Source organism: Flavobacterium sp. T12S277 (genome assembly GCF_048514875.1).
Lineage (GTDB): Bacteria > Bacteroidota > Bacteroidia > Flavobacteriales > Flavobacteriaceae > Flavobacterium.
On the sequence record NZ_JBLYEG010000003.1, the window covers coordinates 224,894 to 240,909 of the forward strand.

General features: G+C 35.7%; 10 protein-coding genes. 2 read left to right on the forward strand and 8 right to left on the reverse strand.

Going from position 1 to position 16,016, the window contains the following annotated elements; genetic code table 11:
* Positions 1-23 precede the first annotated feature (23 nt).
* Positions 24-2,657 (forward strand): valine--tRNA ligase, encoded by a 2,634-nt coding sequence (locus ACN1CN_RS07245; protein ID WP_419135168.1) that lies wholly within the window; start codon positions 24-26, stop codon positions 2,655-2,657.
* A 147-nt stretch (positions 2,658-2,804) separates the two neighbouring features.
* Here the strand turns inward: ACN1CN_RS07245 and ACN1CN_RS07250 are convergent, their stop codons facing one another.
* The 6 genes from ACN1CN_RS07250 to ACN1CN_RS07275 all read right to left on the reverse strand — a co-directional run bounded on the left by ACN1CN_RS07250 (position 2,805) and on the right by ACN1CN_RS07275 (position 13,695).
* On the reverse strand, positions 2,805-3,428 hold the full coding sequence (locus tag ACN1CN_RS07250) for a GyrI-like domain-containing protein (protein WP_419135169.1): 624 nt from the start codon (positions 3,426-3,428) through the stop codon (positions 2,805-2,807).
* Between the two features lie 181 nt (positions 3,429-3,609).
* Positions 3,610-4,923, reverse strand: a complete 1,314-nt coding sequence (locus ACN1CN_RS07255; RefSeq protein ID WP_419135170.1) for an APC family permease — start codon at positions 4,921-4,923, stop codon at positions 3,610-3,612.
* 183 nt (positions 4,924-5,106) lie between these two features.
* Positions 5,107-7,377, reverse strand: coding sequence for a TonB-dependent siderophore receptor (locus ACN1CN_RS07260; protein WP_419135171.1), 2,271 nt, complete (start codon positions 7,375-7,377; stop codon positions 5,107-5,109).
* 257 nt (positions 7,378-7,634) lie between these two features.
* Positions 7,635-8,360 carry a DUF4198 domain-containing protein gene (locus tag ACN1CN_RS07265; RefSeq protein WP_419135172.1) on the reverse strand — a complete coding sequence of 242 codons (726 nt, stop codon included), beginning with the start codon at positions 8,358-8,360 and terminating at the stop codon, positions 7,635-7,637.
* A gap of 361 nt (positions 8,361-8,721) precedes the next feature.
* The gene (locus tag ACN1CN_RS07270; protein ID WP_419135173.1) at positions 8,722-11,151 is read right to left on the reverse strand and encodes a TonB-dependent siderophore receptor; all 2,430 of its coding nucleotides are present in this window, start codon (positions 11,149-11,151) and stop codon (positions 8,722-8,724) included.
* Between the two features lie 117 nt (positions 11,152-11,268).
* On the reverse strand, positions 11,269-13,695 hold the full coding sequence (locus ACN1CN_RS07275) for a TonB-dependent siderophore receptor (protein ID WP_419135174.1): 2,427 nt from the start codon (positions 13,693-13,695) through the stop codon (positions 11,269-11,271).
* 153 nt (positions 13,696-13,848) lie between these two features.
* Here ACN1CN_RS07275 and ACN1CN_RS07280 point away from each other — a divergent pair, with 153 nt between their 5' ends.
* On the forward strand, positions 13,849-15,009 hold the full coding sequence (locus ACN1CN_RS07280) for an MFS transporter (RefSeq protein WP_419135175.1): 1,161 nt from the start codon (positions 13,849-13,851) through the stop codon (positions 15,007-15,009).
* A gap of 89 nt (positions 15,010-15,098) precedes the next feature.
* Here ACN1CN_RS07280 and ACN1CN_RS07285 read toward each other — a convergent pair whose 3' ends face one another.
* The gene (locus ACN1CN_RS07285; protein ID WP_419135176.1) at positions 15,099-15,560 is read right to left on the reverse strand and encodes a hypothetical protein; all 462 of its coding nucleotides are present in this window, start codon (positions 15,558-15,560) and stop codon (positions 15,099-15,101) included.
* Positions 15,557-16,012 carry a hypothetical protein gene (locus ACN1CN_RS07290; RefSeq protein WP_419135177.1) on the reverse strand — a complete coding sequence of 152 codons (456 nt, stop codon included), beginning with the start codon at positions 16,010-16,012 and terminating at the stop codon, positions 15,557-15,559. The genes ACN1CN_RS07285 and ACN1CN_RS07290 overlap by 4 nt, the downstream gene beginning before the upstream one ends.
* Positions 16,013-16,016: the final 4 nt, after the last annotated feature.

The window sequence follows — 16,016 nt, forward strand, 5'->3', positions numbered from 1 at the left end:
TAACGATTAAACAATCTATTTAAATGACAATTCCAGCACAATTTGACGCTAAAACAATCGAGAATAAATGGTACGATTACTGGATGAAGAATAATTATTTTCATTCAGAGCCTGATCACAGAACACCTTATACAATTGTAATTCCGCCACCAAACGTGACAGGAGTCCTTCACATGGGGCATATGTTGAACAATACCATTCAGGATGTTTTAATTCGTAGAGCGCGTCTTAAAGGTTTTAACGCCTGCTGGGTTCCGGGAACCGATCATGCCTCTATTGCTACAGAAGCAAAAGTAGTTCAGAAATTGAAAGCAGAAGGAATCAATAAAAATGATTTAACCCGCGAAGAGTTTTTGGCACACGCCTGGGAATGGACAGATAAATACGGTGGTGTAATCTTAGAACAGCTTAAAAAATTAGGAGCTTCCTGCGACTGGGAAAGAACTAAATTTACGATGGACCCTGATATGTCAGCTTCTGTAATTAAATCGTTTGTTGATTTGTACAACAAAGGTTTGATTTACCGAGGATACCGAATGGTAAACTGGGATCCGGAAGCCAAAACAACTTTGTCTGATGAAGAGGTTATTTACGAAGAACAACAAGGAAAATTATTTTTCTTAAAATATAAAATTGAAGGTTCAGAAGATTTTCTGACGATTGCTACAACACGTCCGGAAACTATTTTTGGAGATACCGCTATCTGTATCAATCCAAACGATGAGCGTTTTACACACTTAAAAGGTAAAAAGGCTATCGTTCCAATTTGCGGAAGAGTTATTCCGATTATCGAAGACGAATATGTTGATGTTGAATTCGGAACCGGATGTTTGAAAGTGACTCCGGCACACGATATGAATGACAAAACGTTAGGAGAGAAACACAATCTTGAAATCGTTGATATCTTTAATGAAGATGCTACGTTAAATAGTTTTGGATTGCATTATCAGGGCAAAGACCGTTTTGTGGTTCGTACTGAAATTGCAAAAGAATTAGAAGAAATCGGAGCTTTGGCAAAGACCGAAATCCATTTGAATAAAGTTGGAACTTCTGAAAGAACCAAAGCAGTAATCGAACCTAGATTGTCTGATCAATGGTTTTTGAAAATGGAAGATTTGGTAAAACCGGCTATTACGTCAGTTTTAGAAACCGGAGATATTAAATTGCATCCAAAACGTTTTGAAAATACGTATGCGCACTGGTTAAACAATATTCGTGATTGGAACATCTCACGTCAATTATGGTGGGGACAACAAATTCCTGCTTATTATTACGGAGACGGAAAAGAAGATTTCGTAGTGGCAGAAAATATCGAAGATGCTCTAAAATTAGCGCAGGAAAGAACTTCAAACCTGAAACTTGAAACAAAAGATTTAACACAGGATGTTGATGCTTTGGATACCTGGTTTTCATCATGGCTTTGGCCAATGTCAGTTTTTGGCGGAATCATGGACCCGGAAAGTGCCGATTACAAATATTATTATCCAACAAATGACCTGGTTACCGGTCCGGATATTTTATTCTTCTGGGTGGCGAGAATGATCATTGCAGGTTATGAATATGCGGGAGAAAAACCATTTACAAATGTGTATTTAACCGGTTTGGTTCGTGACAAACAGCGTCGTAAAATGTCTAAATCATTAGGGAATTCTCCTGACCCATTAGACCTGATCGATAAATTCAGTGCCGATGGAGTTCGTGTAGGATTGCTTTTGAGTGCTTCTGCAGGAAACGATATTATGTTTGATGAAGAATTGTGTAATCAGGGGAAAGCGTTTTCAAACAAGATTTGGAATGCCTTTAAACTGATTAAAGGATGGGAAGTTTCAGAAACGATTTCGCAACCGGAATCATCAAAAGTAGCCATCGAATGGTACGAAGCAAAATTGCAGCAGACTTTAGTTGATATTGAAGATAATTTTGAGAAATACAGAATTTCAGATTCATTGATGGCCATTTACAAATTGGTTTGGGATGATTTCTGTTCATGGTTCTTAGAAATGATTAAACCGGCGTACCAACAGCCAATTGATAAGACGACATTTGACAAAGCAATCGAAATGTTGGAAAGTAATTTGAAGTTGCTTCATCCGTTCATGCCTTTCTTAACCGAAGAAATTTGGCATTTAATTGCAGACAGAACTGCTGAAGAAGCTTTAATCGTTTCAACCTGGCCGGAATTAAAGCCTTTCAACGCGAGTTTAATCTCTGATTTTGATAGTACTATCGAAGTGATTTCAGGAATCAGAACGATTCGTAAAGACAAAAACATTCCGTTTAAAGATGCGATCGAATTAAAGGCAATCAACAGCGAGAATATTACAACGTATTTTGATTCAATCGTAACAAAACTAGGTAATATTTCAGCTTTCGAATATGTTTCGGCAAAAGTTGACGGAGCGTTATCTTTCCGTGTAAAATCAAATGAATATTTCATTCCGATTACCGGAAGTATTGATGTTGAAGCTGAAATTGCAAAACTGACCGAAGAATTAAACTATACAAAAGGATTCCTGAAATCTGTAGAAGCAAAACTTTCTAACGAAAAATTTGTAAATGGAGCTCCGGAAAAAGTCCTGAACATAGAGAAACAAAAACAAGCCGATGCTTTAGCAAAAATTGCTACAATCGAGCAGAGTTTGGCTGGTTTGAAATAAGAATTAGATTTCTCTGATGATTATAAAAATTAAACCCGACAGGTTTTTGAAACCTGTCGGGTTTGTTGTTTTTAAAGGCCACGAATTCGCGAATTTTAAACACTTTTGTAGTAGAATAATTTGTGAATTCGTGGCTATCAAAATAGTTTACTTTACAGGTTCTCTGAGTAACGTTTTTAATTTCTCAGGAGGTGTTTTTCGAAAGTCTGACAGATAAATTTCATGATGCAATCCGTTTTGCTCTAAATGGTGTGCAGTAGTAAACTCCTGGATTTTTTTCAGCGTTTGCGGTTCATTTTCAAAAGGGCCAACATGAAGAATCTGCACCACTTTGCCTTCTGCCATTTCATAAAATTCAATGGAGTTCGCCAATACTATTTGTTTTTTATTGACGACAATAGGAATAGCTTCTTGCATATGTTCTTTGGTTATGAAGTCCGGCATTCGAATCATAATTCTGTAATCCCACTCCGTTCGGGGTATTTTTAACGGAGCTTCATCCATTGAAATATCCTTGTATTTTTCGGCGTCAAAACTCCATAAAGCTTCTAGTTTTGGAACGACAAAATCATTATCGACTGCTTTCAGCATAAATTTAATGCAATAAGCGGTGGTATACAGGGCCTGAATTTTTTCTGAAAATGCTGCTCCCGAAGGATCTCCTGTTCCGGTAATCGATATATAGTTTGTTCTTTCGATATAAAGTATTTCGGGCTTGGCTTTGGCCGTATAATATACTTTGTCACTTTTTGTTAAATCTAGTTTGCTCATCTTGTATCGTTTTATACCGCAAATTAAATCACAGGGAGTGACAACCGTATGTCAGCAGCGTTTGGGTGGTTTGAAATAAGAATTAGTTTTCTCTGTTCATTACAATACCAAACCCGACAGGTTTCAAAAACCTGTCGGGTTTGGTATTGTAATTATTGAATTCGTGGCTATTAATTAGAAGTTATTTTTTCTTCTTCAAAACTAAAAATAGGGGATAAGAAATCGCTGTAATTCCTAAAATAATGATAAAGCTTTTAGGGTCGCTGTAAATAAATCCAATTAGTAAAGCAATCGAGATGATAATGGCAATTATGGTGGTCCAGGGATACCAAAAAGAACGGTAAGGTCTTGGCAGATCAGGTTCTTTAGTTCTTAGTTTTAAAAGCGAAAAATAGGCCAGTCCCCAAACGATAATCGAGATAAAAGCGGCGAAGGAGAACAGTACTTCAAAAGAGCCGATACAGATTAAAAACAAGCTGAAAAGAGATGATACTAAAAGCGCTACTATAGGAGTTCCGCCGTTGTTTACCTGCGTTCCTTTTTCGATGAAAAACCCGTCACGGCTTAATCCGTACAAAATTCTTGGTGGAATCATCATAAAAGCATTCAAAATACTGATTAAGGAAAAAATAGAAATTACCGTAACGATAAGAGCGCCGTTTTCTCCGAAAAGAATTTTGGCAACATCGGCAGCTGCGAGATTTGATTTGGCTAAAGTTTCGATGGGTAAGACATGAAAAAAAGCAGCGTTTACCAAAATATAAATAGACATAACAAGTAGGACACCACTGTACAATGATCTCGGAATGTTTTTGCCCGGGTTGTCATTTTCTTCAGCAAAAAAACAAACGCTGTTCCAGCCGTTATAAGTACCAATGATGAGTTGTAATGATTTGAAAAATCCAAATAATAAGCCAATCTGAAAGAAAGAGCTGTCTGTTTTTATGGGTGTGGTTTCAATACCGCTATACATAAAGCAGGCAACAACTAAGGCGACAAAACAAATCACTTTTAGTAAGCTTGTAATTTGCTGGATGACACTTCCGTTTTTTACACCGCTCAGGTGTATCAGTACAAAAGCAAGCAATAACGAAATGGCCATTATGGTAGAATAATTGGCAAGTGCAGGAAATAAAATAATAACATATTCGCTAATGACAATGCAGTAAAAAGCTGGCGGAATAACATTGGTAATATAATCGAACCAGCCGGAAAGAAAACCGGCATATTCTCCAAAAGCTCTTTTGATATAGTTATAAGAACCTCCGGCTTTTGGTAACATGGTCGCAAGTTCGGCATACGAATTAGCTCCCAGCAAAACATACAAACCTCCAAAGAGCCATGAAGCAATAATTAACCAGTAATTGTTAAGCATTTCGGCGATAGTTCCCGGTGTTCGTAAAATACCAACTCCAATCGTACCTCCAATTAATACAGCAATATTAAAACTTAAGCCGAGGCTTTTTTGTAATTGGTTTTTTCTGGAGTCTGACATATAAAGGGTTTTATTTTGATAAGTGGTATTGCCGGACAAAAGTAATACAATCTAAGTACTTTCTTTAGGGAAAACAAAAAACCTCAGCTGTTGCCAGCTGAGGTTTTCGGTTTAAAACCAAACTTTTTTGTTTTCATTGCTGAAATGCAGTAAAAGTCTGGAGGGTAAAATCTAATTCAAAATTTAGAATTTATATTTTAAGCTTGTCATAACCTGACGAGGTGCAATAGGGTTTATACTGTAGTTTTCGTGAACGGTATAATTCAATTCGTTTGTAATATTAGATAATTTGCATAAAACTGAGAATTTTCCCCACTCGTAACCTATTGAAGCATCTATAGTAGTGTAACCTTCGATTGGAATATCTCTGTCTCTAATAGTAACAATGTAAGCAGGATTTGGTTTTGGATTAGCAGGTGTAGGTTTAACAGCTGTCCATAGATAATCATCGTTCCAACCTCCTAAACGGTTACCAATATAGTTGGCGATTGCTCCAAATGAAACTCCTTTAAACATTCCTTCCGGTACTTTATAGAAGAAACTTAGGTTAGCTGTGTTTTTTGGTGTTCTTACAACCTGATCTCCTGCTACAAAACTTCCACTTGTTCCCGAAGTTTTAGTATAACGCATATCATTATAACTGTAACCAGCAATAATATTAAGCCCTTCTACAGGTGTTGCAGTAACATCAACTTCAACCCCTTTACTTTTAGTAGCGCCACCCAGTACTTTTATGTTTGAATTCACATTTTCAGTAACTCCATCAGCTAAAAATGGTGCAGTCTGAGCCAAATTGCTGTTTGAGATTTGGTAAACAGTTAAGTTTGTGCTTAACAAGCCATCAAAGAAATCTTTCTTAATACCTGCTTCGTATTGGTCGATGATCGATGCTTCAATTGTTTTGTTGTCAACAGTGAACCCTGAATTTGGTGAAAATGAGTTCGAGTAGCTGGCAAATAATGAAGTGCTTTTTGTTGGTTGATAGATAATACCCACTTTTGGAGAGAATGCATTGTCAAGTCTTTTAGCGCCAACTTCAGCTATTGCATTTTCCGGAGCGACCGTTTGAACTTTTGTGCTGGTGTTATAAGTTTCTTTATAAGTAGTAGCTTCTCCTTCTTGCCATGACCAACGAATACCAGCCAATACTTTTACTTTTTCTGTAATTGAAATCAGATCCTGAAAATAGGCTCCAAAACGATTGGTTTCTGTTTTTAGAATTTGAGTCGCTCTTGCATTTGGAATATCATTCTTTTGTTTTGACGGATCAAAAGTAAATAAATTAATGGTGTCGTAATTTGCAGGATCAAAAGCGTAAGTGTATCCGGTAGCAAATGAATTTTCCCAGTCTACACCAGTATAGATTTGGTGTTTTATTGACCCGGTATTAAAATTTCCTTGTAAGCTTAATTGGTCTCCCAATATCTGCTCTAGGTTCTTATTTTGAACTAATGCTCTGGTCCAGTCTCCCTTATCGGTTATATTAGACATCTGAGCTGTAGATTTCTGAGTTCTATCATAACTTTGGAAAGAACTATTGAAGTTTAGTTTCCAGTTTTTATTGAAATCATGGTTTAATAAAACCGAAGCACTTGCTGATTTTGTCGCACCAGTAGACCAAAGTGATCCGTAGAATGCATTACGAGGCAAGTCAAGAATTTGTTTTCCTATAAGTCCTGTTCCAAAATCAGGAGTCCAGTCTGCTGTTAGGTAATCTCCTTGTACCGTAATTTGTGTTTTAGGGCTAACAATAAAAAGCAAAGACGGGTTGATGTACAAACGTTCGTTTTTTACGACATCTCTGAAGCTCTCCGAGTTTTCGTAAGAACCGTTTATTCTGAAAGCAATAGATTTGTTAAGTGGACCGTAAAAATCAAAAGAAGGCTTGTAGAAAGCATAACTTCCGATTTGCATCCCTATTTCACCGCCTGATTTGAATGAAGGTGTTTTCGTTACCAGGTTTAAGATACCTCCCGGTGCAACGTTTCCAAACAATAAAGCCGAACCTCCTTTTAAGAATTCAACTTTCTCCAGACCGGAAACTTCAGGAATGGAACCAGAATTGTAACGGAAGCCATTTTTAAACATATTATTGGCAGACATGTCATAACCTCTTGAGAAAAAGGATTCTTGTGCACCACCACGTGCAGAACTTACATAAACACCATTGGCATTTTTTATAACCTCGCTTAAACGAATTGCCTGCTGTTGTTCAATTATTTCAGAACCAATAACCTGTATAGTTTGCGGGTTATCCATTGGTTTTAGTCCGGAACGAACTGCAGTAACCGCTTTAGGTTCTCTGTTGGTTTTAATTAAAACTTCATTTAGAACCTCTCCTTTTTTGTTTTTTACAGTATCATTTTCAGTCGAAGTATTTTCTGTACTGGAGTAGTTCTGACTGTAAGACGCAAAACTAATCAAAGATAAAGCAAGTAGTAAATTATATTTCATGATGCTTATTTAGATTTAATAAAAATAAATTTTTGCAAATATAAGGGCGCATCGATGTTTTAACAAAATTTAAAGAAAGGTTTCTAGATTAAAATTTCATTAGAATAGTCTTAAGATTTGCTTAAGATTTTGCTTTTTTGAGTTTTATTGTGTAAGGAAGGATAGTTCTATGCTAGGGCCTTTCGAATAAAAAAGCCCTGTTCTTACTGAACAAGGCTTAATCAATACTATAGAGGTTTAAAAACCGAAAGAATTAATTATTTAACCGCGATTAAATAAGTCGCCATCTTCCAGATTTCGTTGTATTTTTTACCATTGTGTTCTCCGGCAGTTTTTTCGGTATAAGCGAACTCTACCATATAATTTCCTGACCAAAGCGGTGTAAAAGAGATTTCTCCTTTGTCATCACTCCATAATTCTTTTTCCCAGCCGTTTGGAGCAATTACTTTTATTTTTTGTTTTTTGGCTGCTGCACCTTCGTACAATGCATTTATGTTGATAGCTGTTTTTTGTTTGGCAGCGGTAACTTCTTTAGAAAACACACTGATAATGTTTGTGTTTGCAGCGGCATCGTTTCCTTTTGCAGCATTTCCAACAGTAACCGTTGCGCTTGAATTGTAATCTAATTTCATGGTTCCGTACACATCTTTTACCGTGTGGTGCATGACAACCGTGTAAACGCCATCCTCCTCAGGTGTAAAAAAGGCCTGATATTTATTTTCTAAAGCTTTAGCCGTAAGTTTTGTTTCCTTTTTTGAAGGGCTGATGACAACCAATGAAAAATCTTTTAAATCTGAAAACCATTTTGCTGAAGCCGTAATATCATTGTCTGAAAATTCTCCGAAGAAAACTGAAATTTCCTGTGCTTTCCCTTTAGTACCAGTCGCTTTAGTTTCAATCCATAAAGCATGGGCAAATAATGCAGGGCTCGCAACTAACATTAAAAGTAAAAATGTTATTGATTTTAAAGTTTTAGATTTCATAATATTTAAATAGTGAGTTAATAATTGAGTATCACAAATGTAAAATTTAATATTAGTTTGACAATATTTATTTAGAATAATTATGAATAATAACCTGTAAATCTAATTTTGGATTTTCTTCCGGGTATCGTCAGCTGGTTTTGTGTCTCCATTTTTTTAACCTGCTTTTTTTAGTGCGAGAGGTACATTTTTACTTTTCGGATAATAGTTTTCGGTTGGGAGGAAGGTAAAACCGGTTTGCTGAGATAATTTGACATATTGTTTTTCTATCAGTGAAGGATCTATGATGGTTTGTTTTATTTACTCAAAATAAAAGGGACTAATTTAATTAGCCCCTTTTTTACTTTCAGAAAATAGTATATTAGAATTTGTACGCGAAACTCGCTACAATATTTCTTGGTTTTTGCGGGTTTAGGGTTGACCATCCACCGTTAAAATAATCTTTATTAGCAATATTGTTGAGGTTAAAAGCTACACGGAATTTATTTGAATTGTAGAAAACAGAGCCATTGATTACGGTATATTCCGGCAATACAAATTTTCCGGTTTTAGAACTGTCCAGAATGGCATTTTCACTCGCATAATTTCCTCCAAAACCAAGACCGAAATGTTCTAGTGCACCTTCTTCAAATTTATAAGTCGCCCACAGGTTTACAAGGTTTTTAGGACCTGACCAAAATGGTCTTTTGCCTTGCTCCAGCCAAACATTTCCAACATCGCCTTTCGTAATTTTACTGTCATTATAGCTGTACCCGGCAATAATGCTTAGTCCTTTTATTGGTGCGGCATTTAAATCAAATTCAAAACCTTTGCTTTGAGCTTCACCTCCTTGTGAACTGTACAGCGGATTGCTGGTTACCAAATTGGCTACCTTAATATCGTAGTAGCTCATAGTAGCATTTAACTTGTCTTCAAAAATAGTCGCTTTTACACCAAATTCTAATTGGTTGGCATGTTCCGGTTCGAAAGTTTTGGTTCCGATTAAATTACCATCTGTATCATAATTTACGGCCGGTGCAATGTTTCTGAAACCATTCATATAATTGGCAAATACAGCTAATTTGTCTTCAATAGGCTGGTACAACAACCCGAATTTTGGCGATAAAGCCGTTTGTGTATAATCGTCATTTTTATTTTTGATATCACCTTTCGTATCAAAATAATCCACTCTCAAACTTGCCATGGCCAACAGTTTAGAAGTAATGTTAAGCACGTCAGAAGCATATGCACTGTAAGTCGCATCCTGCGGACTGAAGTTTCCTGCCGGTCGGTTGGCCAGAAGTTTGTCAACAGAGGTTTGTGTTAGATAATAAGGAGCGGCAGCGTCTAATTGTCTCACTTCGCCTTGTGCAGTAATATTGTAAAGACGACCGTAACCGGAACCTCCGTTCGTTACTTTTCTTTCAAAATAATCCAGACCTGCCACAAGACGATTGCGCATGTTACCAATTTTGAAATCTCCAATAAAATTTTGCTGAATATCGGTCGTTGCGGTTTGTGATTGTTCTTTGGTGATATTAAACCCGAAATCTTTATTTCCGTCTTCATTGTCATAAATATAAGAGTAATACCCTCTCGATTTTGAGGAACTTCTGGATAAGACTGTTTGTGAAGTCCATTGCTCAGAAATTTTATAGGTCATTTGTCCTTGCAGACTGTATCTCGGGTTTTTTATCGATAAATCGTTACTGTTAAAAGACAAATCGGTATTGTAATTTAATTCGGCTAAATTGGCGTATTGCAAAGCAGCATCTCTCCCTAAAAACAACATCGAAGGCGTTGTTTTTTCTTCCTGCATAAATTCGGTATTGAATAAAAAGGAAAGCTTGTCATTTACTTTGTAAGACAGGGAAGGTGCTACAAAAAGGGAGGTACGGAATCCGGTATCCTGAAAAGTGTTTTCAGTTTGGTACGCCGCATTAATTCTAAAAAGAACATTATCGGCATCGTCTAGCGGAGTATTGATATCGGCAGTAATCCTGTTTAAACCAAAACTTCCGGCCAGGTAAGATACTTCATCGCCAAAACCACTGTACGGCTTTTTGGTAACGGTATTAATTAATCCACCGTAGCTCACTAAACTGCTGCCAAATAAAGTTCCCGATGGACCCTTTATCACTTCAATACGCTCTACATTTGCAGGATCTAAACTACCGTTTGTTAAGCCCGGTAATCCGTTTACGATATTGGCCTGAATTTCAAATCCGCGTAAAGTATAGTAGCTTCCGCCATCACCGCCGCGCCCTGTAGATTCCCATAATTTTTGAATTCCGGGTACATTTTTTAAAGCGTCTTCATAATTGGTAATGGCTTGTTCTTTAATTAATTCAGAGGAAACAATGTTGTAAACCTGTGGGTTTTCGACGTTTTTTAAAGGCATTTTTGAAACATAAGTACTTTGCTTAGGGAAAGTTTTTCCTCTGTTATTGGTAATGATCACCTCTTTCAACTGTTTGTTTGAAACCTTCAATTGTAAATTGAGTGTTGTAGTTTCATTGGCCGAAACAATTACTTCCTGTTCTAGCGTTTCATAACCGGTTAAAGAAACTTGCAAAGTATAGATGTTGGCTTTGACTCTGTTAAATTCAAAAGCACCGTCTTCATTACTGGTAGTACCGTATTTTGAACTTTTAAGGATAACGTTAACACCAACGGCCAGTTCGCCATCAGATGTAGTGATCGTTCCTTTAATCTTTCCGTTGTTTTGCTGAGCAAAAGCACTGAAAGAAAAAAGTAAAAAGAGATAGATTACGAATTGAGAATTTTTAATTCGTTTTTCAAAGTTGTTCATGATTTTTTTGATTGGTTAATGTTATCAGTGAATAATTGTAGGAAATTAATAAGCGACTAATTTTCTTTTAAATGCAAACACCTCTAATTTAGAGGTGTCTTTTTATCGCAGATGCTATTAAAACTTAAGAGTTAAGTTTACTAATAAGTTGGCAGGAGCTTGCGCCATTCCGTAAGAATCCCAGTATTTTTTATTGTTTATGTTGTTGAATTTAACGCCGATTCTCCATGTTGGTTTATCATAAAATACGGTGGCATTGTAAACAGAATAAGAAGGGCTGTAAAAACTTTCATCTTCAAACTTGTATTGTTTGTCTACATAATTGCCTCCAAAACCAAGTCCTAAATCTTTTAATTTGTTTTGAAATTTATATGATATCCAAAAGTTAACTACATTTTCCGGAGCTCCGCTGGCTTTATTTCCTTCAATAGCAGCATCTGATGATTTTACGATACGATTGTCATTATAAGCATACCCAAGCATAGCATTTAAACCCGCAACCGGATTGGCAATAAATTCAAAATCAATTCCCTTACTCACTTGTTTACCGTCCTGAACACTAAATCCGTCAGAAGTTGTTCTTGTAGCATTATCAATTGTAATGTTGTAGTAGCTTAATGTAGTACTTAATTTTTTATTGAATGCTTCTACTTTTACCCCACCTTCGTATTGGTTGGCATAAACCGGTTTTAATATTAACAAGCTTCCATCGGGTTGATTTACCGGACCTGAATTTTGAAAACCATTCATATAATTTCCAAATAAAGAAACCTGATTTTTAACCACTTCATAAACCAAACCTAATTTAGGCGATAAAGCAGTTTGGTTATAGCCCTTCGTGTCTTCCAGTTTTTTTTGAACGAAGTTGTCCAAACGAAGACTTAGCATGGCTGATAAACGGTCTGTAAAGCTTATCACATCTGAGGCATAAACACTAAATATTTGTTCGTCCGGAACTGCCCATGTAAGTTGCGATACCACCGCATCAACTTGTTTTTTTCGGATAGGATCAAAAGGTTTTGTTACATCGATCGTATCCAGAACTGGCGTTGCACCATAATTAAAAGTACCTTTTGAAAATCTGTAATTGGTACCTAATAGAAGTTTATGTTTAATGCTTCCGGTAGAAAATTGACCGTTAATATTTTCTTGTATGTTCGTAAACTGATTAAATATCGGGCCAAAACGCGATACACTTCTTTTTACTTCTGTTGGTGAAATCCATTGGGTGTAATATTGATAACTGCGATCTACATTTTCATCTATAAAAGAGAAAACAGTAGTAGATTTCCAGTTTTCTGCCAATTGATATTCGGCCTGAACAAAAACTTTTGTTGAAGAAGTTTTGGCATCAAGATCATCGTGAAATAAACTTTTTCTATAGTCTACCTTTAAATCCGTTGGGTTTGTAATTCCCGGAGCATAGAAACGTCCGTAAGTAGGACGTGTGTTGTTTACATTGTAAATTTCGGTATCGATACTTAAGGTTAATTTATCCGTTGCTTTGTAGGTAAGACTTGGCGCAATCAGGAATGTTTTACTAAAACCATAGTCTAAGAAACTCTTTTCGGTATTTACTGCAGCGTTCAATCGAAACAATACGTTATTATCAGGTGTTAATGGAGTATTCATATCAAGCGCTAGTCGGTTTAATCCAAAACTTCCTCCGGTATAGGATACTTCTGTTTTTTTAGTTTCAAAAGGTTTTTTGGTAACTAAATTCACAATACCACCAAAAGAAGATACAGACGATCCAAATAAGGTTCCCGAAGGTCCTTTAAGAACTTCAATACGTTCTGCATTATCAATAGAAATAGAGCTTCGATCCGTCATATTTTCCATTCCGTTTCGGGCATTAACTCCGGTACTAAATCCTCTAAACGAAATTTCAAGTCCTCCAGAAGGATAAATTTTTGTGGTCACACCAGGTGCATTTACAGCTGCACTTCTGATATCTATTGTAATTTGTTCCTGCAAAAGTTCTTTGGGAATTACATTATAGACTTGCGGGTTTTCGAGATTTTTCAGCGGCATTCTCGCAACATAATCTGTTTTTTTAGAGAGGATGCTTTTCTTGCCGTTCACTACAACTTCGTGCAACTCTTTGTTGGAAACTTTTAATTGCAAATTAAGAACTGTTGTTTCACTTTCAGTTACCACTACCTCTTGTTCAGTAGTTTCATAACCGGTTAAAGATACTTGTAAGGTATAGGTATTAGTTCGCACTCTGTTGAGATCAAAACTACCATCGTCGTTGGTAACGGTACCGTATTTTGAGTTTTTAAGAATAACATTTACACCAGCAGCAGCATCGCCATCAGATGTAGTAATCGTTCCTTTTATTTTTCCAAAGTTTTGTTGGGCAAACGAACAAAAAAAAGAAAAGAAGAAAATGATTGTAAGTAGAAAACGAGAAGTTTTCAAAATAGAATATTTCATTTTATTGTATTTGGTTAAGGTTTTGTTTTTATTTAGAATGAATAAAAACAGTGCAAATGTAAAAATTAATACTTCTTTAACAAATAGTATTTCGTTTGATTTCATGAACTTTCAGTTAAATCTGATGTACTTTTTTAAAATTTCTTTGAACAATAATCGGAATGAGTTAAATTTCTGACGTTTATTAAAAAAAATGAAAAGGGTAGAAGTTACACTTTGAAAGCCTTAATTTTGCGTTTTAAAAATGAAGCTTTTCATATGATTTTACCTTTCTTGAAAAAATTGCAGCATTCTCCTAAAGGATATCGTCTGGCCAATACTGTATTTTTTTTCCTTTCGGGATTTGGTTATTCTTCCTGGGTATCCCGTATTCCGCACATACAGGCACAATTGCATTTGTCCGAAGCTCAGTTTGGAGCTGTTTTATTTGCCTTTCCAATTGGTTTAATGCTTACCATGCCTTTTACAGGCAAGCTGTTAAACAAATACAGCAGCCGTTATGTTATGTTGCTCGGAGCAATCATGTTTAATATTGCATTGTCCTTACCGGGTCTAGTTGCTTTCGTCTGGCAGTTGGTTATTGTACTCTTACTCTTTGGTGCATCACGTAATATTTTCAATTTGTCGATTAACGCACAATCTCTGGAGGTTCAAAAATTATATCCATATTCCATTATAACCCGTTTTCATGCCGTTTGGAGCATAGCTGTTTTTTCGGGAGCAGGTTTGGGGTATGTAATGGTAACGCAGCATATTGCACCGTCACATCATTTGCTGGGAGTAAGTGTTTTTATGCTTGCGCTAACGGCTTGTTTTTATCCTTTGAGTATTCATAACGAACCTGTACCAGTTAAAAAGAAGTTCTTTTCGATGCCCGAAAAAAATCTGGTTAAGTTTGCCCTGATTTGTTTTGTGTCTATGGCTTGCGAAAATACCATGTACGATTGGAGTGGTATTTACTTTGAAAATATATTGAAGGCCTCTCCAAAATTAACCAGTGCCGCATTTGTGTTTTTCGCCACAGCAGTAACTCTGGGACGTTTGTTTGGTGATTATGGCGTAATGAAATTTGGCACCAAACGAATTCTGTTTTACAGCGGTGTTTTAATCACCTTAGGATTTGGTATTTGCTTTATCCTGCCGTATGTTTATTCGACTATTTTTGGCTATGTCTTGATTGGGTTTGGAGTTTCCTGTGTGGTTCCGTTGGTATTTAGTATTGCCGGAAGATCATCAAAATTAAGCAGTGGTTCTGCCTTAACTTCGATATCTACTATTGGTTATCTTGGTTTTTTACTGGTCCCGCCAATGGTAGGGTTTATATCCGAATATTTAAGTATGAAGTGGGCATTTTTGGTAATGGCGCTTTTAGGAATACTCATGATCTTTATGGTGAATAAGATTGGGGAGAATGAGTAGTGTTTTTTGAAGGAGCTAAGGTGCTGAGAGGCTAAGGAACTGAGGTCTTTTTTACGAAGGTATAAAGTTTTATTATTTGAGAAGAACATTCATTTTTCATCTATTTCATTTATAAAATTCTTCCATTTTTGTTTTTCAATAATGTATGAATATTGGTAACTTTTTTCGAAAATTCGTATCTTATTTTTGAATTCAAGAGTATCAACATAAAAGAAATCGAGTTCTTCTTTTTGATTACGAAAATGAATAGAATAGGTGCTTTTTGGACAACAACAATACCCTGTTTTTTCGGATTTTATAAAGATAGTTTCAAAGTTTTCAACTTGCTTTTTTATTACAGTTTTAAGTTCTTTCACTGGAGTATATGACTCCACGTTAATTCTTTTATTTGTTAATGTTGAATCGTACACTTTTATTATAATTTGAGTACTATTTGATAATGTATTATTAAAAGAAATGTTATCCCAAATGTTATTAATTACAGTTTGAGTTTTTTTTTCACAGCTTATTATTAAAATAGAAAATAGAATTATTAAAAATATATTTTTCATTTATCAGAAGAAATTGTAGTTTCAGTATGATACTCAAAAATGTAACTAAAAATCATAAGGACTGGTAAGCTAAGCCATGCAGTAAAGACAAGTTCTATTCCGTTCTGACCATCTGAAACGTAGCACAATGTATTTGCTTTTGTGAAAAAGATACTTAGTGCCGTTTGCATAAAAATGTATTCGAGAAAATTAAAGAAAATCAGATTAGTTTTTAATTTGTCATAACTTTCTGTTTCTTTTTTCTTTAAACTTTTGTAAAATAAAACAGGTAAAAAGAGCATTCCTATCCAAGAAAGTACCCAAAGTGCTTTCCAAGTAGTAGTGCATTCAACTCCTAATCGTTGTAGAATAAACTGGGTTCCAAATAGTAGCATTGCTGTAAAACCTGGAATAATAAATCCAATGACACAAAAAATCATTGTGGATTTTAGATAGTTGTATTTATATTTCAAATTG

Coding starts and splice junctions, on each gene's coding strand:
- ACN1CN_RS07250 (WP_419135169.1), bottom strand. CDS start 3,428: ATGAGCAAACTAGATTTAACAAAAAGTGACAAAGTATATTATACGGCC.
- ACN1CN_RS07270 (WP_419135173.1), bottom strand. CDS start 11,151: ATGAACAACTTTGAAAAACGAATTAAAAATTCTCAATTCGTAATCTAT.
- ACN1CN_RS07275 (WP_419135174.1), bottom strand. CDS start 13,695: ATGAAATCAAACGAAATACTATTTGTTAAAGAAGTATTAATTTTTACA.
- ACN1CN_RS07285 (WP_419135176.1), bottom strand. CDS start 15,560: ATGAAAAATATATTTTTAATAATTCTATTTTCTATTTTAATAATAAGC.
- ACN1CN_RS07280 (WP_419135175.1), top strand. CDS start 13,849: ATGATTTTACCTTTCTTGAAAAAATTGCAGCATTCTCCTAAAGGATAT.
- ACN1CN_RS07265 (WP_419135172.1), bottom strand. CDS start 8,360: ATGAAATCTAAAACTTTAAAATCAATAACATTTTTACTTTTAATGTTA.
- ACN1CN_RS07245 (WP_419135168.1), top strand. CDS start 24: ATGACAATTCCAGCACAATTTGACGCTAAAACAATCGAGAATAAATGG.
- ACN1CN_RS07260 (WP_419135171.1), bottom strand. CDS start 7,377: ATGAAATATAATTTACTACTTGCTTTATCTTTGATTAGTTTTGCGTCT.
- ACN1CN_RS07255 (WP_419135170.1), bottom strand. CDS start 4,923: ATGTCAGACTCCAGAAAAAACCAATTACAAAAAAGCCTCGGCTTAAGT.